The sequence below is a fragment of the Streptomyces xylophagus genome, assembly GCF_000716435.1.
In the GTDB taxonomy this organism is placed as follows: Bacteria; Actinomycetota; Actinomycetes; order Streptomycetales; family Streptomycetaceae; genus Streptomyces; species Streptomyces xylophagus.
The window spans coordinates 86,721-108,158 of record NZ_JNWO01000012.1 but is presented as its reverse complement, the minus strand read 5'-3'; the positions used below and the strand labels follow the sequence as shown (position 1 = coordinate 108,158).

16 protein-coding genes are annotated in these 21,438 nt (G+C 70.5%); 4 read left to right on the top strand and 12 right to left on the bottom strand.

Annotated features, from left to right (window positions below; all coding sequences use genetic code 11):
- Positions 1-6: 6 nt before the first annotated feature.
- The 8 genes from OO70_RS26525 to hrcA all read right to left on the bottom strand — a co-directional run bounded on the left by OO70_RS26525 (position 7) and on the right by hrcA (position 8,927).
- Complete coding sequence (locus OO70_RS26525) at positions 7-360, bottom strand: HIT domain-containing protein (RefSeq protein ID WP_043676489.1); 354 nt, start codon at positions 358-360, stop codon at positions 7-9.
- 95 nt (positions 361-455) lie between these two features.
- Positions 456-3,677, bottom strand: coding sequence for a S41 family peptidase (locus OO70_RS26520; RefSeq protein WP_043676487.1), 3,222 nt, complete (start codon positions 3,675-3,677; stop codon positions 456-458).
- Positions 3,678-3,772: 95 nt separating this feature from the next.
- Entirely contained in the window at positions 3,773-4,339 is a 567-nt protein-coding gene (locus OO70_RS26515) for a hypothetical protein (protein WP_407702829.1), read from the bottom strand.
- Between the two features lie 88 nt (positions 4,340-4,427).
- Complete coding sequence (locus OO70_RS26510) at positions 4,428-4,820, bottom strand: VOC family protein (RefSeq protein ID WP_043676485.1); 393 nt, start codon at positions 4,818-4,820, stop codon at positions 4,428-4,430.
- 16 nt (positions 4,821-4,836) lie between these two features.
- The gene (locus tag OO70_RS26505; RefSeq protein ID WP_043676484.1) at positions 4,837-5,589 is read right to left on the bottom strand and encodes a 16S rRNA (uracil(1498)-N(3))-methyltransferase; all 753 of its coding nucleotides are present in this window, start codon (positions 5,587-5,589) and stop codon (positions 4,837-4,839) included.
- Complete coding sequence (locus tag OO70_RS26500; protein WP_043676482.1) at positions 5,586-6,662, bottom strand: nitronate monooxygenase; 1,077 nt, start codon at positions 6,660-6,662, stop codon at positions 5,586-5,588. Before OO70_RS26500 ends, OO70_RS26505 begins: the two co-directional genes overlap by 4 nt.
- A gap of 111 nt (positions 6,663-6,773) precedes the next feature.
- Positions 6,774-7,910, bottom strand: a complete 1,137-nt coding sequence (gene dnaJ / locus OO70_RS26495; protein WP_043676480.1) for a molecular chaperone DnaJ — start codon at positions 7,908-7,910, stop codon at positions 6,774-6,776.
- Positions 7,911-8,927 carry a heat-inducible transcriptional repressor HrcA gene (gene hrcA / locus OO70_RS26490; RefSeq protein WP_043676478.1) on the bottom strand — a complete coding sequence of 339 codons (1,017 nt, stop codon included), beginning with the start codon at positions 8,925-8,927 and terminating at the stop codon, positions 7,911-7,913.
- 172 nt (positions 8,928-9,099) lie between these two features.
- Here hrcA and OO70_RS26485 point away from each other — a divergent pair, with 172 nt between their 5' ends.
- Positions 9,100-9,819: an MBL fold metallo-hydrolase gene (locus tag OO70_RS26485; RefSeq protein ID WP_043676476.1), complete on the top strand. Its 720-nt coding sequence runs from the start codon at positions 9,100-9,102 to the stop codon at positions 9,817-9,819.
- 34 nt (positions 9,820-9,853) lie between these two features.
- Complete coding sequence (locus OO70_RS26480; protein ID WP_043676474.1) at positions 9,854-10,651, top strand: DUF3097 domain-containing protein; 798 nt, start codon at positions 9,854-9,856, stop codon at positions 10,649-10,651.
- Here OO70_RS26480 and OO70_RS26475 read toward each other — a convergent pair.
- The 3 genes from OO70_RS26475 to OO70_RS26465 form a co-directional block, all read right to left on the bottom strand.
- Positions 10,641-11,207 carry a Uma2 family endonuclease gene (locus tag OO70_RS26475; RefSeq protein ID WP_043676472.1) on the bottom strand — a complete coding sequence of 189 codons (567 nt, stop codon included), beginning with the start codon at positions 11,205-11,207 and terminating at the stop codon, positions 10,641-10,643. The genes OO70_RS26480 and OO70_RS26475 overlap by 11 nt on opposite strands.
- 100 nt (positions 11,208-11,307) lie before the next feature.
- Entirely contained in the window at positions 11,308-12,540 is a 1,233-nt protein-coding gene (gene hemW, locus OO70_RS26470) for a radical SAM family heme chaperone HemW (protein WP_043676471.1), read from the bottom strand.
- Positions 12,541-12,568: 28 nt separating this feature from the next.
- Complete coding sequence (locus OO70_RS26465; RefSeq protein WP_043676469.1) at positions 12,569-14,464, bottom strand: SpoIIE family protein phosphatase; 1,896 nt, start codon at positions 14,462-14,464, stop codon at positions 12,569-12,571.
- A gap of 102 nt (positions 14,465-14,566) precedes the next feature.
- Here OO70_RS26465 and OO70_RS26460 point away from each other — a divergent pair, with 102 nt between their 5' ends.
- Positions 14,567-18,730: a HAMP domain-containing protein gene (locus tag OO70_RS26460; RefSeq protein WP_051741615.1), complete on the top strand. Its 4,164-nt coding sequence runs from the start codon at positions 14,567-14,569 to the stop codon at positions 18,728-18,730.
- Between the two features lie 12 nt (positions 18,731-18,742).
- Complete coding sequence (locus tag OO70_RS26455) at positions 18,743-19,327, top strand: response regulator (protein ID WP_043676467.1); 585 nt, start codon at positions 18,743-18,745, stop codon at positions 19,325-19,327.
- A gap of 122 nt (positions 19,328-19,449) precedes the next feature.
- Here the strand turns inward: OO70_RS26455 and OO70_RS26450 are convergent, their stop codons facing one another.
- On the bottom strand, positions 19,450-21,336 hold the full coding sequence (locus tag OO70_RS26450) for an AMP-dependent synthetase/ligase (protein ID WP_043676466.1): 1,887 nt from the start codon (positions 21,334-21,336) through the stop codon (positions 19,450-19,452).
- Positions 21,337-21,438 lie beyond the last annotated feature (102 nt).

The window sequence follows — 21,438 nt, the reverse complement described above, 5'->3', positions numbered from 1 at the left end:
GGTGAGTTACCCGGGCGGCCACTGCATGCCACGGCCGCCCATGACGTGGGCGTGGGCGTGGAACACGGTCTGGCCGACGCCGGTGCCCGTGTTGAAGATGACGCGGTAGCTGTCGAGCTTCTCGTCTGCCGCGACCTCGCCTGCCTCGCGGAGGACGTCGGCGGCGATTGCCGGGTCGGCGGCGGCGAGGGAGGCGGCGTCGGGGTAGTGGACCCGGGGGATCACCAGGACGTGGGTCGGGGCCTGGGGGTTGATGTCCCGGAACGCGACGGTGGTGGCTGTTTCGCGGACGATCGTTGCCGGGATGTGGCCCTCGACGATCTTGCAGAACAGGCAGTCGTTCTGCGGTTCCCCTGACATGGTCCCTCCGGGAGTCGAGTGGCCCTTTACGGTGGGCATCGTATCGTCGTTGAGTGCGGCGCCGTCGTGGCTGGGCGCGCAGTTCCCCGCGCCCCTTAACTCGGCAACGTGGGCGGTGTTTTTGCCGGGCTGCCCTCCAGTGCCTCCAACGCCAGCCTGATTGCCTCGTCCAGCTGGGCGTCCCTGCCCGCCGCGTAGTCCTGCGGGCGCTGCACCACTTCCACGTCCGGGTCTACGCCGTGGTTCTCGACGCCCCACCCATAACCCTCAAGCCAGAACGCGTACTTGGGCTGGGTGATCAGCGTGCCGTCCACCAACCGGTATCTGCTGTCGATGCCGATCACCCCACCCCACGTGCGCGTGCCGACCACCGGGCCGATCCCCAGCGCCTTGATCGCCGCGTTGACGATGTCGCCGTCGGAGCCGGAGAACTCGTTGGCGACGGCTACTACGGGGCCTCGGGGGGCGTCCTCCGGGTAGCTGTACGGGCGCATGCCGCGCGGTAGGTCCCAGCCGACGATTCGTCGCGCCAGTTTCTCTACGACCAACTGTGAGGTGTGGCCGCCGCGGTTGTAGCGGACGTCCACGACCAGGCCTTCTCGGGCCACCTCTACGCGCAGGTCGCGGTGGATCTGGGCCCAGCCGGGGGCCTGCATGTCGGGGACGTGGAGGTAGCCGAGGCGGCCGCCGGACTTCTCGTGGACGTAGGCGCGGCGGTCGGCGACCCAGGCGTGGTAGTAGAGGGGTTCTTCGTCCGCCAGGGGGACGACGACCGCGTGGCGGGGGTCTCCGCCGCCTGCCGGGGAGATGGTCAGCTCGATGGGCTTGCCCGCCGTGCCTACGAGGAGGGGGGCCGGTCCCGTTACCGGGTCGACGGGCTGTCCGGCTACCGCGAGGATCGCGTCGCCCGCGCGGACGGCTACGCCGGGTGCGGCGAGCGGGGCGCGGGCGGCCGGGTCGGAGGTCTCGGAGGGCAGGATGCGGTCGATGCGCCAACTGCCGTCCTCGTGACGGGAGATGTCCGCGCCGAGCAGACCCTGGCGTTCGCCGTGGCCGTGGCCGCCGCGCGGGGTGACGTAGGCGTGCGAGGTGCCGAGTTCGCCGTGGACCTCCCAGAGGAGGTCGACGAGGTCGTCGTGGGTGGCGAGGCGGTCGAGGATCGGGCGGTAGCGGTCGAGGACGGCGGTCCAGTCGATGCCGCTCATGTCGGCGCGCCAGAAGTTGTCGCGCATGACGCGGCCGGTCTCGTCGTACATCTGCCGCCACTCGGCGGCCGGGTCGACGGTCTGGCGGATGCGGGACAGGTCGACGTTGATGTTCGTGTCGTTGTCGTCGTCCTCGGAGGAGGAGGCTCGGCGGTCGCTGGGGACGACCCTCAGTTTGTGTTCGGTCCACAGCAGGACGCGTTTGCCGTCGCCGCTGACCTCGAAGTGGTCGGCGTCCCCGGCGAGGTGTTCGATGCGCTGCTGGGCGAGGTCGTAGCGCTCCAACTCGGTTTTGGGGTCCGGGTCTTCGGGGGTCGCGCGGGTGGCGCCGAGGACTCCCTGGACCGGGTGGCGCAGCCACAGGACGCCGTCCTTGGCCGCGCGCAGGTTGGAGTAGCGGCCGGCCTCGACCGGGAACGCGACGATGCGGTCGGCGAGGCCCTCGATGTCGATGCGGGTGGTGGGGCGGCCCTCGCTGTCGGGGGTCTCGTCCTTGTCGGGGGCCTCGAAGGGGCGGCCGTGCCGCTGCGGTCCGAACGGGGACGGGGTCGTCGCGGCGAGGGTGATGAGGTGCGGGCGGTCGCCGACCACGAAGGCCAGGTCGAAGACGTGCTCGTCGTAGACCGGGTCGAAGGAGCGGGTGGAGAGGAAGACCAGGTGCTTGCCGTCGAGGGTGAAGGCGGGGGCGTAGTCCTGGAAGCGGAGCGGGGTCGCCTCGGTGACCGACAGGTCGGTGGTGTTGGCGAGCTTCAACTGGCGTAGCGGGCGCGGGCCCGGGTGCGACCAGGCCAGCCAGGCCGAGTCCGGGGAGAAGGCCAGGCCTGATGCGTCGCCGTCCTCGCTGCGGTCGACCTCGCGGACCTCGCCGGTCTCGCGCTCTACGAGGAGGACGCGGCCGTCGTGCGAGGCCACGGCGGCGCGGCTGCCGTCGGGGGCAACGGTGAGGGCGAGGACGCGGCCGAGCTGTCCGGCGGCGATCCTGCGCGGGGTCGCGCCGGGGGCGAGGCCGGTGGCGGGGGCGAACTCCAGGGCGTCGTCGCCCTCGGCGTCCGTCACCCACACCACCCACTCCTCGCCGTCCACGCGGAAGGTCCGGGGCAGCCGGGCCCGTACGCCGGGGGTGGCGGCGAGGGCGCGGGCGGGGCCCGCGCGGTGGGTGACCCAGTGGACGGCGCCGCGTACGGCGACCGCGCTGCCGCGCGCGGTGTGGTCGGGCGAGGCGGAGCCGAACCAGCGGGACGCGACCACCGGGAACGGCTGCTGGTCCGTGCGCTGGCCGCCGAGCCGGAGGTCGAGGCGGCGCGGTTCGGCACCGTCCAGGTCGTCCAGGAGCCAGAGTTCACCGGCGGAGGAGTAGATGATCCGGGTGCCGTCGCCCGCCGCCTGCCGGGCGTAGAAACCGTCGAGCGGGGTGTGCCGGCGGAGGTCGGTCCCGTCGGCCAGCGAGGAGTAGAGCGCGCCGGTGCCCTCGTGGTCGGACAGGAACGCGATCCGGTCGCCCGCCCACACCGGGTACTCGATGTTGCCGTCCAACTCCTCGTGCAGGCGCGTGAATTCGCCGTCGCCCTCGCGGTCGATCCACAACTTGCCCGCCGTGCCGCCCCGGTAGCGCTTCCACCAAGCCGCCTCGCGGCCCATGGGCGCGGAGAGCAGGACGGTGGCCGTCGGGCCGACGGCTACATCGCCAACAGGCCCGTACGGGAGGGTGGTTGCCGGTCCGCCGTCCAGCGGGATGGTGCGGGCCCAGCTGCGGCGGAGGTTCGCCTGGCCGTGCGTGCTGAGCGCGAGGACCTGACCGTCCGCCGTCCAGCCGCGCACCTGGGTGCGTGAACTGCCCCAGTGCGTCAGGCGTTTGGCGGGACCGCCGTCGACCGGGGCGATGTGCACCTCGGGGGCGCCGTCACGGGTGGAGGTCCACGCGACGGTCGTGCCGTCGGGCGAGATGCGGGGGTGGTTCACCGGCACGTTCTCCGCGCTGACCCGCCAGGCCCGGCCGCCGCCGTCGAGGGACGCCAGCCACACGTCGTCCTCGGCGGTGAAGGCGACCAACTCGCCGTGCAGGTGCGGGAAGCGGAGATAGGCCTGGGCTGCGGACGCTGAGGGCTGAGTCACCTGATCAGCGTATGCAGCTACGGCCTGCGACGACAGCGGTTTGGATCACTTGCCCTCTACGGGCCGATGGTCACTCGACCACTGCGGGCCTGCAGTCACTTGCCCTCGACCGGCCAGCAGGTCGGGTCGCCCTTGCACCAGATCGTCTTGGTGACCGTGACGGTGACGGTCGGTCCCGGGCCGTAGGTGAGGGTCGGGTTCGGGTTGTTCACGGACGACGGTGTCGCCGCGTTGCAGTCGCCGAGCCCGGTCACGTGGAAGACCTGCTTGCCGCCCACCTTGGCGACCAGATCACCGCGCACACAGGCGCCGTCGACGGCTCGGGTGACCTTGCCGGTGACGGTGATGTCCCGGTTGTCGTTCGTCTGGCCCTGGCAGTCGACGGAGACGATCGTGCTCTCGGTCGGCGAGGGTGTCTTCCCGGGGGTGTAGGCCTTGTTGCCGCTGCCGTAGTTGCCCGTGCAGGTCAGGTAGCGCACGCTCACATGGTCCCGTTTGAGCTCCGCGGTCGCCGTCTTGTCGGTCGTGTACGCCACGGTCGCCGCGCTGAGATCACCGGGCTGGCACGCGACGACTCCGCCCGCGGTCACCATCACGAGCCCCGCCACAGCGGTCACTCGCCGCCCGCGCGGCCGACGCCAAACCTGCCTCAACGCCCCCATGTACGGCAGCCTGCCACCCTCGGGGCGCACACGGAAGAGCGCATACGGCCACCCGTGCGCCGGGGGCGCGGTCACCGGCGCACGATCGTCAGCCCCGGAGCAGCAGCCACTCCTGAAGCTCCACCACATTGCCCTCGGGGTCCTTGAGATGCGCGACCCGCATCCGGTCCGTCATCGGCGCGGGCCCGTGGAGCAGGGTGGCTCCCCGCTCGGCGATCTGCTCGCAGTAGGCGTCCAGGTCGTCGACCCGCAGCACCACGAGCGAGCGGTGCCCGGTCACCAAGTCCCCCAGTTCACCGAGGACTTGGGCCATCATCGCCCGGTCCTGCAGGGCGATCCCGGCCGACCCGACCGTGGGGCTGAACTTCTCGTACGGCCCCTTCGTCGCCCCCGACTGCGGCTTCAGGCCGAGGACTTCGGCGTAGAAGCGGTAGCAGGCGGCGAAGTCGCTGACGAGCAGCCGTACTTGGGCGAGTTCCACGGCGATCTCCCCTGGTTCAGGACCAGCGTCCGGTGCGGCCCAGGAGCAGGGCCGTGGCCGCTGTCCCGGCGGTCGATGTGCGCAGCACGCTACGCCCGAGCCGGTACGCCTTCGCCCCGGCCTCCTCGAAGAGGGCCAACTCCTCGGGGGAGACGCCTCCTTCGGGGCCCACGACCAGCACGATCTCGCCCTCGGCGGGGAGTTCGGCGGTGGCGAGGGGCTCGCTGCCGTAGTCGCGGTCCTCGTGGAGCACGGCGGCGAAGTCTGCTTTGGCCAGAAGTGCGGCAACCTGCTTGCTCGTCGCCGCGTCCGCGACCTCCGGGAAGCGCAGCCGGCGGGACTGCTTGCCCGCCTCGCGGGCGGTGGCCCGCCACTTCGCGAGGGCCTTGAGACCCCGCTCGCCCTTCCACTGCGTGATGCAACGGGAGGCCGCCCAGGGGACGATCGCGTCGACACCGGTCTCGGTCATCGTCTCCACGGCCAACTCGCCGCGGTCGCCCTTGGGGAGGGCCTGGACGACGGTGATGCGGGGCATGGGCTCGGACTCGGCGGGGAATGCGCGGAGTTCGACGATCAGCCGGTCCTTGCCCTCCGCCCTGAGGACCACACCGGCGGCGCCCCGGCCCTGCCCGTCCGTCAGCACGACCTCCTCGCCGGGCTGCAGCCGCCGTACGGAAACGGCGTGCCGTCCCTCGGGGCCGTCCACCTCGGCGACGGAGCCGGGGCCCACGCCCTCCAGGGACTCGACCACGAACACCGGCGCCGTCATCGGAGGTCGCCCCCGGTCGACAACGCTGTCCGGGCGGCGGCCAGTTCGGCGACCAGGACCTCGACCAGCTGGCCGGCCGGCAGCTCGCGTGCCATGCGGTGGCCCTGCCCGGCCCACAGGGCCATGCCCTGCGCGTCCCCTGCCTTGGCGGCGGCCTTGCGCAGCGGCGAGGTGAGGTGGTGGATCTCCGGGTACGCGGCGGGGGCGTACGGGCCGTGCTCGCGCATGAAGCGGTTGACCAGGCCGCGGGCCGGGCGGCCGGAGAACGCGCGGGTCAACTCGGTACGCGTGAAAAGGGGGTTGGTGAGTGCCTGCTTGTGGAGCGCGTGGGCGCCGGACTCCGGCGCGGCCACGAACGCCGTGCCGAGCTGGGCCGCGCTCGCGCCCGCGGCGAGGGCGGCGGCGATCTGGCTGCCGCGCATCAGACCGCCGGCGGCGACGATCGGGAGGCTCACGGTCTCGCGGATCTGGGCGACGAGGGAGAGCAGGCCGATGCCGGCGCCGTCGTTCTCCGGGAGGTCGCGGTGGGTGCCCTGGTGGCCGCCGGCCTCGATGCCCTGCGCGATCACCGCGTCGGCGCCGGCCCGCTCCACGGCGAGGGCCTCCTCGACGGTGGTGACGGTGACGAGGGTGAAGGTGCCGGCCCGGCGCAGCGATTCCAGTACGTCCGGCGTCGGGACGCCGAAGTGGAAGGAGGCCACCTTCACCGGGTTGTCGAGCAGGACGGACAGCTTGGCGTCGTAGCCGTCCTCGCGGCCGCTGTCCGGATCGCCGAGTTCCGTCTCGTACCAGGAGGCCTCGCCGGCCAGCTGGTGGGCGTAGACGTCGACGGCGGCCTTGTCCGCGTACTCCGGCTGCGGCATGAACAGGTTCACACCGAAGGGGCGGGTCGTCAGGCTCCGCAGCTGCTTGATCTCCTGGTACATGCCATCAGCGGTTTTGTACCCGGCGGCGAGGAACCCCAGCCCGCCGGCCTCGGACACGGCGGCCGCGAGACGCGGGACGGAGACACCGCCCGCCATGGGGGCCTGCACGATCGGATGAGGGAAGAGATCGGTCAGTGCGGAGGACATGACGGCATGTTGTCACGTCCTCCGAACAAGTCCGAATCCGGCCTTCCGCCCGGCATAGGACAGGTGCATGCCCACGAAAGGGCACGCTCCCATGCCGGAACGGCAACCGGCTCAGCGACCGTTGAACGCGTCCTTCAACCGGGAGAACAGGCCCTGCTGCCCCGGCTGGAACGTCCCCATGGGGCGCTCCTCGCCGCGCAGTTTCGCCAGCTCCCGGAGCAGACGTTCCTGCTCCACGTCCAGCTTGGTCGGGGTGGTGACCTCGACGTGCACGATGAGGTCGCCCCGGCCGCCGCCGCGCAGATGCGTGACGCCCCGGGTGTGCAGCGGGATCGACTGGCCGGACTGGGTGCCCGGGCGGATGTCGACCTCCTCCATGCCGTCCAGCGTCTCCAACGGCACCTTCGTGCCGAGGGACGCCGCCGTCATCGGGAGGGTGACCGTGCAGTGCAGGTCGTCGCCGCGGCGCTGGAACATCGCGTGCGGCAGCTCGTGGATCTCGACGTACAGGTCGCCTGCGGGGCCGCCGCCGGGGCCGACCTCGCCCTCGCCCGCGAGCTGGATCCGGGTGCCGTTGTCGACACCGGCCGGGATCTTCACCGTGAGCGTGCGCCGCGAGCGGACGCGGCCGTCACCGGCGCACTCCGGGCACGGCGTCGGCACGACGGTGCCGAAGCCCTGGCACTGCGGGCACGGGCGGGACGTCATGACCTGGCCCAGGAAGGACCGGGTCACCTGCGAGACCTCACCGCGGCCGCGGCACATGTCGCAGGTCTGGGCCGAGGTGCCCGGCGCCGCGCCTTCACCGTTGCAGGTGTTGCAGACGACGGCCGTGTCGACCTGGATGTCCTTCGTGGTGCCGAAGGCCGCCTCGTCCAGCTCGATCTCGAGCCGGATCATGGCGTCCTGGCCCCGGCGGGTGCGCGAGCGCGGTCCGCGCTGCGACGCCGTGCCGAAGAAGGCGTCCATGATGTCCGAGAAGTTCCCGAAGCCGCCCGCGCCGAAGCCGCCGGCACCGCCGCCGCCCGCCTGCGAGAGGGGGTCGCCGCCGAGGTCGTAGACCTGCTTCTTCTGCGGGTCCGAGAGCACCTCGTAAGCGGCGTTGATCTCCTTGAACCGCTCCTGGGTCTTCGGGTCCGGATTGACGTCCGGGTGCAGCTCGCGCGCGAGCCTACGGAAGGCCTTCTTGATCTCATCCTGCGACGCGTCGCGACGCACGCCGAGAACGGCGTAGTAGTCCGTGGCCACTTAGGACTCCGCCAGGATCTGTCCGACGTACCGTGCCACTGCGCGTACCGCTCCCATCGTTCCCGGGTAATCCATGCGGGTCGGTCCGACCACGCCGAGCTTGGCGACTGCCTCGCCGCCCGAACCGTAGCCGACCGACACCACGGAAGTGGAGTTGAGTCCCTCGTAGGCGTTCTCGTGACCGATCCGTACGGTCATGCCCGAATCCCCCGCCTCACCAAGCAACTTGAGGAGGACGACCTGCTCCTCCAGGGCTTCCAGGATGGGGCGGATGGTGAGGGGAAAGTCATGTCCGAAGCGGGTGAGATTGGCGGTGCCGCCGATCATCAGCCGCTCCTCGGTCTCCTCGACGAGGGTCTCCAGGAGGGTGGAGAGCACCGTCGCGACCGTGCCGCGGTCCTCGTTCTCGAAGGCGTCCGGCAGGTCCTGCACGAGCTGCGGCACGTCCGCGAAGCGGCGGGCCGCGATCCGGCTGTTGAGCCGCGCGCGTAGATCCGCGAGCGAGGACTCCCCGAACGGCGCCGGGCAGTCCACCATGCGCTGCTCGACCCGCCCGGTGTCGGTGATCAGCACGAGCATCACGCGCGCGGGGGCCAGCGACAGCAGCTCCACGTGCCGGACGGTCGAGCGGGTCAGCGAGGGGTACTGCACGACGGCGACCTGCCGGGTGAGCTGCGCGAGCAGCCGTACCGTACGGCCGACGACGTCGTCGAGGTCGACCGCGCCGTCGAGGAAGTTCTGGATGGCCTTGCGCTCGGGGCCGGTCATCGGCTTGACGCCGGCGAGCTTGTCGACGAACAGCCGATAGCCCTTGTCCGTCGGGATGCGCCCGGCGCTGGTGTGCGGCTGGGCGATGTAGCCCTCGTCCTCCAGGGCCGCCATGTCGTTGCGCACGGTCGCCGGGGAGACGCCGAGGCTGTGCCGCTCGGTGAGCGCCTTGGACCCCACCGGCTCCTCGGTGCCGACATAGTCCTGGACGATGGCGCGCAGCACCTGAAGCCTGCGTTCACTGAGCATCGCGCACACCTCCAGTTCTGGTCGCCGTTTTGTTGCCGGGCTGCCCTTTCCTGGCACTCTGTGCGCGTGAGTGCCAGCGTTCCCCGGCCCAGTGTACGGCCGTGAGGTACACCCCGGGCAAGGCCGGTCCTTCGATGTCAATCCCTGGTGCCCTCACCGTTAGCGTCGCCGTATGACGGTGACTTGGGAAGAGGCGGGGTGGGAGCGGCTGGCCGCCGGGGTGGGCCGGTGCCGGCTGCCTGGCTGGGACTGCACGGTCGGGCTGGTCGTCGGGGGCGGCTCGGCGCTCATGATCGACGCCGGGTCGAGTGTGGCGGAGGGCGCGCGGTTGCGTACGGAGGCGCAGGCGCTCGCCGGGCGCCGTGTGACCCATCTCGCGCTCACCCACGCCCATTTCGACCATGTCTTCGGGGCGGCGGTCTTTGCCGGGGCGACGGTTCTCGTGGCCGGGGGCATGAGCGAGGTGTTCGCGCACGGCGGTGAGGAGTTGCGGGCCGACGCGGTGCGCAACGGGCTGGATCCGCGGGCGGCGGAGAACGCGGCGGACATCCTCGTACGCCCCCGCGAACACGTGTGGGGCCCCACGGTGCTCGCACTCGACGGCGGCCCGGAGGTCCACCTGCTGGCGACGCGGGGACACACCGCGCACGACCTCGCGGTCCTCGTCCCCGGCTCCCCGGCGGTCGTGTTCTGCGGCGACCTGGTCGAGGAGTCCGGCGCACCCCAGGCGGGCCCCGACGCCGTACCGGCGCTCTGGTCGGCGGCGCTCGACCAGCTTCTCTCCCTGGGCGGCGAGGACGCGGTGTACGTGCCCGGTCACGGAGCGGTGGTGGACGCGGGGTTCGTGCGGGCCCAACGGGACGCGTTGGCAACGCGTTTCGGCGTGTCGTGACGGCGGTCGGCCCGGTTCTCCTATCGTCATCCGAATGCGCCAGTACTCCGCCGACCTGACCCCGCCGTGGAAGAAGCCCAAGCCGGCCCCCGAGGTCCCCGCGGAGGCGGGCCTGGTGGTCGAGGAGCCGGGCACCGGTTTCTGCGGCGCGGTGATCCGCTGCGAGGCCGGCACGGTCACCCTGGAGGACCGCTTCGGCAAGCACCGGGTGTTCCCGATGGAGCCGAGGGGCTTCCTGCTGGAGGGCAGGGTGGTAACCCTGGTCAGGCCCGTGTCGAGTCCGCTACGGCCCACTCGTACGGCTTCCGGTTCGGTCGCCGTTCCCGGTGCACGCGCGCGCGTGGCCCGCGCCGGGCGGATCTACGTCGAGGGGCGGCACGACGCCGAGCTCGTCGAGCGGGTGTGGGGCGACGACCTGCGCATCGAGGGCGTGGTGGTCGAGTACCTGGAGGGCGTCGACGACCTGCCCGCCATCGTGGACGAGTTCGCCCCGGGCCCGGACGCGCGGCTGGGCATCCTGGTGGACCACTTGGTGCCGGGCACCAAGGAGTGGCGCATCGCCCAGTCGGTCACCAGCGAGCACGCGCTCGTCGTCGGCCACCCCTACATCGACATCTGGGAGGCCGTGAAACCATCCTCCGTCGGCATCGCCGCGTGGCCCCGGGTCCCGCACGGGCAGGACTGGAAGACGGGGGTGTGCAGGGCCCTGGGTTGGCCGGAAAACACCGGTGCGGTGTGGCAGGCGATTCTGGCCAAGGTGGGGTCGTACAAGGATCTTGAGCCGGAACTGCTGGGGCGGGTGGAGGAGTTGATCGACTTCGTCACGGCCTGAGACGCGGCAGGGTGGCGAATGCGGTCGTGTCCAGGTCGATGCCGACGACCGGCAGCGCTACGAGGTCACCGAACTTACGTGTCCGCTCCGACTGATAGTTCGCCGCCAGGCCGGTCCCGGTCGGCTCCGTCAGCACCACGCACTTGGCCTCGAACGGGTCGATGATCAGGTAGACAGGGACGCCTCCTGCGGCGTAGATCGACCGCTTGTCCACGTAGTCCCGGTGGGCGCTGGTCTTCGATACGACCTCGACGAGCATCGTCACGGCGGGAGCGGGTACGAGTCGTCCCGGGCCGTCGTCCGCGCCGATCTCCATGACCACGAGATCCGGCTGGGGCTCGCTGTTCTCGCCAGGAAACGCCACATCCTGCGTCTGGAGGCGCTCCCACCGACCGGAGGGAATCTGGTCCTGCACGGACTGCACGATGCGGTTGTGGACCTTGTCGGGCCCCGCCATCATCACGATGTCCCCCCGGATGAGTTCAGCCTTGTAGCCCTCGGGAACCTCAAGGTTCTCGAACGTCTCATGCACTCGGCGATCATCCACAGCAGTCATCTCCGTGGCCCTCCACATCCGCCGCGTTCTGTCGACGGCAGCCTAGGAAACAGACTAAGGACCGAACCGGCGTTCTGCTCGGATTCACCCGCCCGAGTGATCAGTCCACCAAGTCCCGCACCACCGCATCCGCCAACAACCGCCCCCGCAACGTAAGCACCGCGCGCCCCTCCCCGTACGGCCCCACCTCCAGCAGCCCCTCCCCCAGCGCCCGGCGCGAAGCCGCGAGCCCCTCCGACCGGAGCAGGTCCAGCGGCGCCCCCTCCCGGAGCCGTAGCTCCAGCAGGATCCGCTCCACCCGGCGGTCCTCCTCCGTGAGGATCTCCCGGCCCGCGCCCGGGGAGCGGCCGGCGGCGAGCGCCCCCGCGTACGCGCCCGGGTGTTTCACGTTCCACCAGCGGACGCCGCCGACGTGCGAGTGCGCTCCGGGGCCCGCGCCCCACCAGTCGGCGCCGCGCCAGTAGAGCTCGTTGTGCAGACAACGGCCGGAATTCGATGTCGCCCAGTTGGAGACCTCGTACCAGTCGAAGCCCGCCGCGGACATCACCTCGTCCGCGATGAGGTAGCGGTCGGCGTGCACGTCGTCGTCCGTCATCGGGACCTCGCCGCGGCGGATCCGGCGGGCCAGCTGGGTGCCCTCCTCGACGATCAGGGCGTAGGCGCTGATGTGATCCGGGCCCGCGCCGAGCGCGGAGTCGAGGGACGCGCGCCAGTCGTCGTCGCTCTCGCCCGGGGTGCCGTAGATCAGGTCGAGGTTGACGTGGTCGAAGCCGGCCGCGCGGGCCTCCGCGACGCATGCCTCGGGGCGGCCGGGGGTGTGCGTGCGGTCCAGGATCTTCAGTACGTGCTGTTTCGCGCTCTGCATGCCGAAGGAGACGCGGTTGAAGCCGCCGTCGCGGAGGGCGGCGAGGTAGGCGGGGTCCACCGACTCCGGGTTGGCCTCCGTGGTGATCTCCGCGTCCGGTGCCAGGCCGAACTCGTCGCGGATCGCGCCCAGCATCCGTACGAGATCGCCCGCCGCCAGCAGCGTGGGCGTGCCGCCGCCGACAAAGACCGTGCGGACCGGGCGCGGGTCGTCGCCGAGGACCTTGCGGGCCAGGCGGACCTCGTCGATCAGGGTGTCCGCGTAGTTGTCGCGGGAGGCCAGCACTCCGCCCGTGCCGCGCAGCTCGGTCGCCGTGTAGGTGTTGAAGTCGCAGTAGCCGCAGCGGGTCGCGCAGTACGGGACGTGCAGGTAGAACCCGAGGGGGCGGTCCACGGCACCGGCGAACGCCTGTGCGGGGAGGGCGCCGTCGTCGGGGACGGGATCGCCGTCGGGGAGTGCGGAAGGCATGCCTTCCATTGTCCAGCACCGGCGAGGATCACTCCGCCTGGAGCACCAGCAGCGCCATGTCGTCCTCCGGCGGGCGGCCGCCGAACTCGTGGACGAGGCGTTTGATGCGCTCCGCGATCAGCTCGGCGCTCAGGCCCGCGCACCCCGCCAGCGCGGTCGCGAGCCCGTCGCCGTCGTCGAACTGGACGGAGCCGGAGCGCCGCTCGGTCACTCCGTCCGTGACGCACAACAGGCTGTCGCCAGGCCGCAGTTCGAAGGTCTCGCTGGTGTACGTCACGTCCTCGACGACCCCGAGGAGGGTCTGCGGGCGGGCTGCCGTACCGACGCTGCCGTCCGGCCCGAGGAGCAGCGGCAGCGGGTGTCCGGCGGAGGCGAGGGTGCAGCGGACGCCGCCGTCGAAGGGGACCAGCTCGCCGTAGAGGAGGGAGAGGAAGCGGGGGCCGTCGCCGACCGGGCCCGGCATGCCGCCCGCGGCGACCAGGGCGTGGGCCGCCGCGTCGGCCGCTTCCGTGGCGTCGTCGAGGAGGAGCTGGTTGAGGCGGTCGAGGACGTCGGCGACGCCGTAGCCCTCGCGGGCGAGGAGCCGTAGCCAGGGGCGGGCCAGTCCGATCACCACGGCGGCCTCGGGGCCCTTGCCCTGGACGTCGCCGAGGGCGAAGCACCAGCGGCCGTCGCCGGCGGGGAAGAGGTCGTAGAAGTCGCCGCTGGGGCCGCCCTTGTCGCAGGGTTCGTAGACGAGGGCGCTGTGCACGCCGGGGATCTCGGCGACGGCGCCGGGCAGCAGGCCGCGCTGGAGGACGCGGCTGATGGTGGCCTGGCGGGCGTACTGGCGGGCCGCGCCGATCGCGAGCGCGACCCGGCGGCTGAGGTCCTCGACGAGGCCGGTGACCTCGTCGGGGAAGCGCGGCAGCCCGGACCGTCCGATGACCAGCGTGCCGAGCGGACGGCCGCCCGCGATCAGCCGGTACGACAGTGCCGCGCCGTGTGTCCCGTGCGGGCCGAGGGCGTCGGCGGGCCAGGGGTAGGACACGGGCCGCAGGGAGTCCGGTGGGCGGGGCGGGTCCTTCTCCAGGGCGCCGCGCAGCTCCTCGATGCGGTTCTCGCTGCCGTGCCAGACGCGGGCGAGGCGCGGTCCGGCACTGGTACCGGCGCTCTCGCCCCAGCCTCCGCCGCGGCCCATCGCCTCGTCCTCCAGCCATACGGCGCACCAGTCGGCCAGCCTCGGCACGATCAGCTGTCCGGCGAGCGCGGCGACGAGGTCCTCGTCGAGCTGTCCGGCGAGAAGGTCGGAGGCCTCGGCGAGGAAGGAGAGGGCGCCGCGGCCCAGCCAGTCCCGGTCGCGTTCGGCGCGCTGGGGTTCGGGGGCGAGGATCTCGGCGACGCGGAGGCCGCGCTCCACGGCGTACGTCTCCAACTCCTCGGCGGCCAGGGTCCCGTCGGCGGGCAGCCGGGCCCACACCGTCTTGGTGCCGGTGCGGTAGGTGACGCCCCAGGCCTCGGCGAGGGTGGAGACGAGGCGCAGGCCGCGCCCGAACTCCGGTGTCTCGTGGGCCGGTTCGGCGCTGTTGTCGCGCGGGGCGCGGGAGGGGTGGTGGTCGGCGACCTCCAGGACGACGGACTCCGTGTCCTCAAGGCGGCAGATCAGCTCGACGTCCGTGCCGGCGTGCACGACGGCGTTGGTGACCAGTTCGCTGACGACGACCATCGCGTCGTCGGCGAGCCGGTCGGTGAGGAACTCGGTGCCGGACAGGCCGAGTTCGGTCCACTCGCGAAACGCGGCACGCACCAGGCCGCGGGCGGAACCGGGCGCGAGGGGGCTTCCGGACAGCGTGGCGCGCATCGTCGTGCGCGGGTCCGCGCCGTGGTGCGCGGGCGCATCGGGAGCACGCGAAGTGGTCTCCCTTTGCGTCGGAATGGCCCCCATGCACAGCTCCCCGAGCAGATCGGACGAATACGCCTCAGTCGATGGCGACAGAGTGACAGACTGGCCGCGCCCATAAGCGCCGAGTTACCGAAGTGGGCCGCCATGAGTGAGAACAGTGCTACGCGTGTGCTCGAAGACGGACACAAAGAGGACTGGATTCGAGCATCGGACCTCCGTCCGCTGCTCGCCGTGATGACGGCCGCCCGCGACGGCGACTTCACGAAGGCGCCGGAGACGGGCCACGGAATGGTGGCCGAACTGACCGCCGCCTTCAACCAGATCATGGACCGCAGCACCCACTTCAACTCCGAGACACAGCGCGTCAAACGCGAGTTGATCCGCCACGGCCGTCTCGACGAACGCCTCTCGGCCAGCCCCGGCCAGGGCGGTTGGACCTCCCGCGTCAACGACGTGAACCAGCTCCTCGACGCCTTGGTCGCCCCGGCCGCCAACGCGACCCGGGTCCTCGACGCGGTGGCGGGCGGCGATCTCACCCAGCGGGTCGATCTGCACGACGGCAGCAGGCAGTTGCGCGGCGATCTACGGCGGCTCGGCCGGGCCGTGAACAAGATGGTGGACCAACTCTCCCTGTTCACCGGGGAGGTGACCCGGGTCGCCCGCGAGGTCGGAACCGAGGGCAGACTCGGCGGGCGCGCCAAGGTGCAGGGCCTGTCGGGCAGTTGGCGGGACGTGACCGAGGCGGTCAACACGATGGCGTCCCGGCTGACCGCGCAGGTGCGGGACATCGCCCTGGTGACTACGGCGGTGGCGCGCGGCGACCTGACCCGTACGGTCACCGTCGAGGCGACCGGTGAGCTGCTCGAACTGAAGCTCACCGTGAACACGATGGTCGACCAGCTCTCCGCCTTCGCCGACGAAGTGACGCGCGTCGCCCGCGAGGTCGGCACCGAAGGGCAGTTGGGCGGGCGGGCTCAGGTGCGGGGCGTGTCCGGGGTCTGGAAGGACCTCACGGACAACGTCAACTTCATGGCGTCGAACCTGACGTCACAGGTCCGGAACATCGCCCAGGTCACGACCGCCGTGGCGAACGGCGACCTGAGTCAGAAGATCACGGTCGACGCCCAGGGCGAGATCCTCGAACTGAAGTCGACCATCAACACGATGGTGGACCAGCTGTCGGCCTTCGCGGACGAAGTGACGCGCGTCGCCCGCGAGGTCGGCACCGAAGGAAATCTGGGTGGGCGCGCCCAGGTGCGGGGTGTCTCAGGGGTCTGGAAAGACCTGACCGACAACGTCAACTTCATGGCGGACAACCTGACTTCACAGGTCAGGAACATCGCGCTGGTGTCGACCGCCGTCGCGCAGGGCGACCTCGGCAAGAAGATCACGGTGGAGGCCAAGGGCGAGATCCTGGAGCTGAAGTCCACGATCAACACGATGGTGGACCAGCTCTCCGCCTTCGCCGACGAAGTGACGCGCGTCGCCCGCGAGGTCGGCACCGAAGGAAACCTCGGCGGTCAGGCGCAGGTGCGGGGCGTCAGCGGGGTCTGGAAGGACCTCACGGACAACGTCAACTTCATGGCCCTGAACCTGACTTCGCAGGTGCGGAACATCGCCCAGGTGACGACCGCCGTCGCCAACGGCAACCTGTCGAAGAAGATCACCGTCGACGCGCGCGGCGAGATCCTCGAGCTGAAGGACACCGTCAACACGATGGTGGAGCAGCTGCGGGCCTTCGCCGACGAGGTGACCCGGGTGGCCCGCGAGGTCGGCACCGACGGCCGACTCGGCGGCCGGGCCCAGGTGTTGGGCGTCTCCGGTGTCTGGCGGGACCTGACCGACAACGTCAACTACATGGCCGACAACCTGACTTCACAGGTGCGGAACATCGCGCAGGTCGCCACGGCCGTGGCGCAGGGCGACCTGTCGAAGAAGATCGACGTGGACGCGCGCGGCGAGATCCTGGAGCTGAAGACCACCATCAACACGATGGTCGACACCCTCTCCTCCTTCTCCTCCGAGGTCACGCGGGTCGCCCGCGAGGTCGGCTCCGAGGGCCAACTCGGCGGCCAGGCACGGGTGGAGGGCGTCTACGGCACCTGGAAGCGCCTGACGACGAACGTGAACGAACTCGCGCTCAACCTGACCACGCAGGTCCGCGCGATCGCCGAGGTGGCGTCGGCGGTGGCGCAGGGCGACATGTCCCGCTCGATCACGGTGGAGACCCAGGGCGAGGTCACCGAGCTGAAGGACAACATCAACCTGATGGTGGCCAACCTCCGCGAGACGACCCGCGCGAAGGACTGGCTGGAGTCCAACCTGGCCCGCCTCGCGGCCCTGATGCAGGGACACCGGGACCTGATGGAGGTCGCCGACCTGATCCTGCGCGAGCTGACCCCGCTGGTGAACGCGCAGTACGGGGCGTTCTTCCTGGCCGATCCCGACGAGGACAGTCTGCGAACGGCCATTCCCGCCAAGGGACTTGCCTTCATCGCCGGGTACGGGTCGGCGCAGGGGGCGACCGTGGACACGGGCGGTATGCCGGTGCACGGGCTGGTGCGGCAGGCGGCGCGGGAGAAGAAGCGAATTCTGGTGGAGGAGGCTCCGCCGGACTACATCAAGATCAACAGCGGGCTCGGGGAAGCCGCCCCGGCGAGTGTGGTCATCATCCCGATCATCTTCGAGGACAAGCTCCTCGGCGTGATCGAACTGGCCTCCTTCTCCCGCTTCTCCGACGTCCACCTGGCGTTCTTCGACCAGTTCGTCAACACCATCGGCGTCGCGATCAACACCATCATCGCCAACTCCCGCACGGAGTCCCTGCTCGGCGAGTCCCAGCGGCTGGCGATGCAGTTGCAGGAACGTTCTGACGAACTCCAGAAGCAACAGGCCGAGTTGCAGCGCTCCAACGCCGAACTGGAGGAGAAGGCAGCCCTGTTGGCGACCAGCTCCCAGTACAAGTCGGAGTTCCTGGCGAACATGAGCCACGAACTGCGCACCCCGCTGAACTCGCTCCTCATCCTGGCGCGCCTGCTCTCCGACAACCCGGACGGTCATCTCACCGACCAGGAAGTGCAGTTCGCGACCACGATCCACCGCTCCGGCTCGGACCTGCTCCAGCTCATCAACGACATCCTCGACCTGTCGAAGATCGAGGCCGGCCGGATGGACGTACGCCCGAAGCGGCTCCCGCTCATCAAACTCCTCGACTACGTCCACGCCACCTTCCGCCCGCTCACCCTGGACCGGGGGCTCTCCTTCGAGGTGTCGGTCGGCGAGGACGTACCGCGCGAGATGTGGTCGGACGAGCAGCGGCTCCAGCAGATCCTGCGCAACCTGCTGTCCAACGCCATCAAGTTCACCGCCACCGGCCGGGTCGAACTCCGCGTCAACCGGGTGAAGGACCCCGATTACCGGTACTCCACCGACAGCGACGAAGTGATCGCGTTCGCCGTCTCCGACACCGGTATCGGCATCGCCGCGGAGAAACTCCCGGTGATCTTCGAGGCGTTCCAGCAGGCCGACGGCACGACCAACCGCAAGTACGGCGGTACGGGGCTGGGGTTGTCGATCAGCCGTGAGATCGCCGGACTGCTCGGCGGCCGTATCGTCGCGGAGAGCGAGCCCGGCAGCGGCTCGACCTTCACGCTCTACGTCCCGGTCGCCAGCCCCGGCCACGCGGCGACCGGACGGACCTCCGATGACCGGGAACTGCCCTCGCTGCCCGAGCAGTTGTCCTCCGAGCCGTTCACCGCGCACGAGGTGGACGACTCGTGGCCGACGCCCACCAAGCTGGAGGCGTGGAAGGCCGGGCGGGCGGGTCAAGTGCTGCCGGGGCGGCGGGTGTTGATCGTCGACGACGACATCCGCAACGTCTTCGCGCTCACCCATGTGCTGGGCCGGGTCGGGATGCCGGTGCTCTACGCGGAGAACGGCCGCGAGGGCATCGAGACGCTCGAGCGCAATCCCGACGTCGAACTCGTGCTGATGGACATCATGATGCCGGAGATGGACGGGTACGAGACCATCGCCGCCATTCGTCGCGCCCCGCGCTGGACCGGGCTGCCCATCGTCGCGCTCACCGCCAAGGCGATGCCGGGCGACCGGGAGAAGTCCATCGCGCGGGGCGCCAACGACTACGTACCGAAGCCGGTGGACGTCGACCAGTTGCTGACCGTCGTCTGTGCCCTCCTGGACCCCGAGGCCGTGGACATCGAGGACGTCGGGGACATCACGGTGGCGGGACCGGGTACTTCAGGGCCGGGTACTTCAGGGGAGACGGCGGCACCGCCGACGACTGAGTGAGGCACAGTCATCATGAGCGCTGAGGCAACGACCGACGAGAGTGCCGGCATCCTCCTGGTCGACGACATGGAGGACAACCTGGTCGCGCTGGAGGCCGTCCTGGGGTCCCTCAACGAGCCACTGGTACGCGCCCGTTCGGGCGAGGAGGCGATGAAGGCGCTGCTGCGGCAGCGCTTCGCGGTGGTCCTCCTCGACATCCGGATGCCGGGCATGGACGGGTTCGAGACCGCGGCCAACATCAAACGGCTCGACCAGACCAAGGACGTGCCGATCATCTTCCTGACCGGCACGGACGCGGACGCGGGGTATGCGTTCCGGGGTTATGCGACAGGTGCCGCCGACTACTTGACCAAGCCGTTCGATCCTTGGGTGCTGCGGGCAAAGGTCACCGTTTTCCTCGAACTGCACCGGAAGAACCAGCTGTTGGAGCGGATGCTGGCGCGTGAGCAGGGGCAGTTCGAGGAACTGGCGTCGCGGCTCAAGGAGGTTGAGGCGCGGGTGGCTGCGAGCACGGTGGAGGAGGTGCGGGAGCTTCGGGATCAGGTGAGGGAGATGGGGCAGCTGGTGAGGGAGTTGCGGCGGCGCTCGACCAGGTAGGTGCGTTGTTGGGTGCGGGTCCGGTGGGGGCTGGGCGCGCCCACGCGGCGGAGCCGCATATCGATACAGCCCCGCGCCCCTGATGGCCCGCGGCCCCTTCGGGGCGCGGGCCATCATTGTGGTTACGCCTCCCTCGAACCCGCGTACATCTCGTCGATCAGGTGCTTGTACTCCCGTTCCACCACCGGGCGCTTGAGCTTGAGGCTCGGGGTGATCTCGCCGTGTTCGATGTCCAGGTCGCGCGGGAGGAGGCGGAACTTCTTGATGGTCTGCCAGCGCTGGAGGCCCTCGTTGAGTTCCTTGACGTAGCCCTCGATCAGGGCGACCGTCGCGGGGGCGGCGACGACCTCGGCGTAGGACTTGCCCGCGAGGCCGTTCTCCTTGGCCCAGTCCAGGATGGACGGTTCGTCGAGGGCGATGAGGGCGGTGCAGAAGTTCCGGTCGGCGCCGTGGACGAGGATGTTGGAGACGTACGGGCACACGGCCTTGAACTGGCCCTCGACCTCGGCGGGCGCGATGTACTTGCCGCCGGAGGTTTTGATCAGGTCCTTCTTGCGGTCCGTGATGCGCAGGTAGCCGTCGGGGGACAGCTCGCCGATGTCGCCGGTGTGGAACCAGCCGTCGGACTCCAGGACTTCGGCGGTCTTCTCGGGCAGCCCGTGGTAGCCCTCCATGATGCCGGGGCCGCGCAGCAGGATCTCGCCGTCGTCCGCGATGCGCACCTCCGTGCCGGCCAGCGGCTTGCCGACCGTGCCGGTGCGGTAGGCCTCGCCGGGGTTCACGAAGGAGGCCGCGGAGGACTCGGTCAGGCCGTAGCCCTCCAGGATGTGGATGCCGGCGCCGGCGAAGAAGTAGCCGATGTCGGGTGCGAGCGCGGCCGAACCGGAGACGCACGCGCGCAGCTTGCCTCCGAAGGCATCGCGGATCTTCGCGTAGACGAGCGCGTCGGCGACCTTGTGCTTGGCGGCGAGACCGAACGGCGCGGTGGCCGTGCCGGTGCGGCGGAAGTTGTCCTGCGTGACCTTGGCGTACTCGCGCGCGACCTCGGCCGCCCACAGGAAGATCTTGTACTTGGCGCCGCCACCGGCCCGTGCCTTGGCCGCGACCCCGTTGTAGACCTTCTCGAAGATGCGCGGGACGGCCGCCATGTACGTCGGCTGTACGACCGGCAGATTCTCGATGATCTTGTCGACCCGGCCGTCGACGGCGGTGACGTGCCCGACCTCGATCTGCCCCGAGGTCAGCACCTTGCCGAAGACGTGCGCGAGCGGCAGCCACAGGTACTGCACGTCCTCGGGGCCGAGCAGTCCGGTCGCCGCGATCGCCTTCGCCATGTACGACCAGTTGTCCTGCGGCAGGCGGACACCCTTGGGGCGGCCGGTGGTGCCGGAGGTGTAGATGATCGTCGCGAGCTGGTCCTTGGTGATGGACCCGACCCGCTCCTTGATCAGGTCCGGGTTCTTCTCCAGGTACGCGGCACCGCGCTGCTCCAGTTCGGCCAGGGTGAGCACCCAGTCGCCCTCTTCAGCTCCGGTGTCCACGCCGGCCGGGTCGATGACCACGACGTGGGTCAGCTCGGGCAGTTCGGCACGCTTCTCCCGGGCCTTGGCGAGCTGCGCCGCGTCCTCCGCGATCAGGATCTTGCTGCCGGAGTCGGAGAGGATGAAGGTCGACTCGTCGGCGTTGGTCTGCGGGTACACCGTGGTCGTGGCGGCACCGGCGCACAGGATGCCCAGGTCGGCGAGGATCCACTCGACACGGGTGGCGGAGGCGAGCGCGACGCGCTGCTCGGGCTCCACGCCCAGTTCGATCAGACCGGCCGCGATCGCGAAGACCCGCTCGGCGGCCTGCGCCCAGCTCAGCGACTTCCACTCGTCGGGGCCCTCACCGGAGGCCGCCGGCACCGGGTAGCGGTAGGCCTCGGCGTCCGGCGTGGCGGCCACGCGGTCCAGGAAGAGGCCCGCCACGGACGGCGGACGGTTCTCGATCAGGGTCTGTGTGTCGCTCACGACATCCTCCGGGGCCCGCGACAGTGCGGCTGGCTCGTTGCTGCGGCTGTTGTTTAACTCGCGAGTAACTATCGAGCAGTGATCAGAGTAAGCCGCGACCGG

What these genes read in the sequence shown, in the direction of transcription:
- OO70_RS26525 (WP_043676489.1), bottom strand. Translation starts at nt 360, where the DNA reads ATGTCAGGGGAACCGCAGAACGACTGCCTGTTCTGCAAGATCGTCGAG.
- OO70_RS26515 (WP_407702829.1), bottom strand. Translation starts at nt 4,339, where the DNA reads ATGGGGGCGTTGAGGCAGGTTTGGCGTCGGCCGCGCGGGCGGCGAGTG.
- OO70_RS26505 (WP_043676484.1), bottom strand. Translation starts at nt 5,589, where the DNA reads ATGACGGCGCCGGTGTTCGTGGTCGAGTCCCTGGAGGGCGTGGGCCCC.
- OO70_RS26500 (WP_043676482.1), bottom strand. Translation starts at nt 6,662, where the DNA reads ATGTCCTCCGCACTGACCGATCTCTTCCCTCATCCGATCGTGCAGGCC.
- hrcA (WP_043676478.1), bottom strand. Translation starts at nt 8,927, where the DNA reads ATGCTCAGTGAACGCAGGCTTCAGGTGCTGCGCGCCATCGTCCAGGAC.
- OO70_RS26485 (WP_043676476.1), top strand. Translation starts at nt 9,100, where the DNA reads ATGACGGTGACTTGGGAAGAGGCGGGGTGGGAGCGGCTGGCCGCCGGG.
- OO70_RS26480 (WP_043676474.1), top strand. Translation starts at nt 9,854, where the DNA reads ATGCGCCAGTACTCCGCCGACCTGACCCCGCCGTGGAAGAAGCCCAAG.
- OO70_RS26475 (WP_043676472.1), bottom strand. Translation starts at nt 11,207, where the DNA reads ATGACTGCTGTGGATGATCGCCGAGTGCATGAGACGTTCGAGAACCTT.
- hemW (WP_043676471.1), bottom strand. Translation starts at nt 12,540, where the DNA reads ATGCCTTCCGCACTCCCCGACGGCGATCCCGTCCCCGACGACGGCGCC.
- OO70_RS26465 (WP_043676469.1), bottom strand. Translation starts at nt 14,464, where the DNA reads ATGGGGGCCATTCCGACGCAAAGGGAGACCACTTCGCGTGCTCCCGAT.
- OO70_RS26460 (WP_051741615.1), top strand. Translation starts at nt 14,567, where the DNA reads ATGAGTGAGAACAGTGCTACGCGTGTGCTCGAAGACGGACACAAAGAG.
- OO70_RS26455 (WP_043676467.1), top strand. Translation starts at nt 18,743, where the DNA reads ATGAGCGCTGAGGCAACGACCGACGAGAGTGCCGGCATCCTCCTGGTC.